Genomic DNA, 434 nt, shown 5'->3' with positions numbered 1-434 from the left:
AGGTCTCGTAGTGTAGCGGTTAACACGCCTGCCTGTCACGCAGGAGATCGCGGGTTCGATTCCCGTCGAGACCGCCATCATTATTATTGTGGTTCAGTAGCTCAGTTGGTAGAGCAATGGATTGAAGCTCCATGTGTCGGCAGTTCGACTCTGTCCTGAACCATTCGTCATTTTTGGCGGTTGTGGCGAAGTGGTTAACGCATCGGATTGTGGTTCCGACATTCGAGGGTTCGATTCCCTTCAACCGCCCCATAATCGTATTACATTTCACATTTTATATGCGGGTGTAGTTTAATGGCAAAACCTCAGCCTTCCAAGCTGATGTTGTGGGTTCGATTCCCATCACCCGCTCCATTATTATTCCACAGTAGCTCAGTGGTAGAGCTATCGGCTGTTAACCGATCGGTCGTAGGTTCGAGTCCTACCTGTGGAGC

At 50.0% G+C, this 434-nt stretch carries 5 tRNA genes; all 5 read left to right on the top strand.

The annotated features are described in order from the left end of the window. Position 1: 1 nt before the first annotated feature. The 5 genes from CD121_RS11025 (at position 2) to CD121_RS11005 (ending at position 433) form a co-directional block, all read left to right on the top strand. A tRNA-Asp gene (locus CD121_RS11025) sits at positions 2 to 77 on the top strand. Between the two features lie 13 nt (positions 78 to 90). Beyond that, a tRNA-Phe gene (locus CD121_RS11020) sits at positions 91 to 163 on the top strand. 13 nt (positions 164 to 176) lie between these two features. Continuing rightward, a tRNA-His gene (locus CD121_RS11015) sits at positions 177 to 252 on the top strand. A 28-nt stretch (positions 253 to 280) separates the two neighbouring features. Then, positions 281 to 354 (top strand) — tRNA-Gly (locus CD121_RS11010). A 7-nt stretch (positions 355 to 361) separates the two neighbouring features. Beyond that, a tRNA-Asn gene (locus tag CD121_RS11005) sits at positions 362 to 433 on the top strand. The last annotated feature ends 1 nt before the right edge of the window (position 434 follow it).

The sequence above is a fragment of the Staphylococcus pasteuri genome, assembly GCF_003970495.1.
GTDB classification, from domain to species: domain Bacteria; phylum Bacillota; class Bacilli; order Staphylococcales; family Staphylococcaceae; genus Staphylococcus; species Staphylococcus pasteuri.
This window is presented reverse-complemented; position numbering and strand designations above follow the sequence as displayed.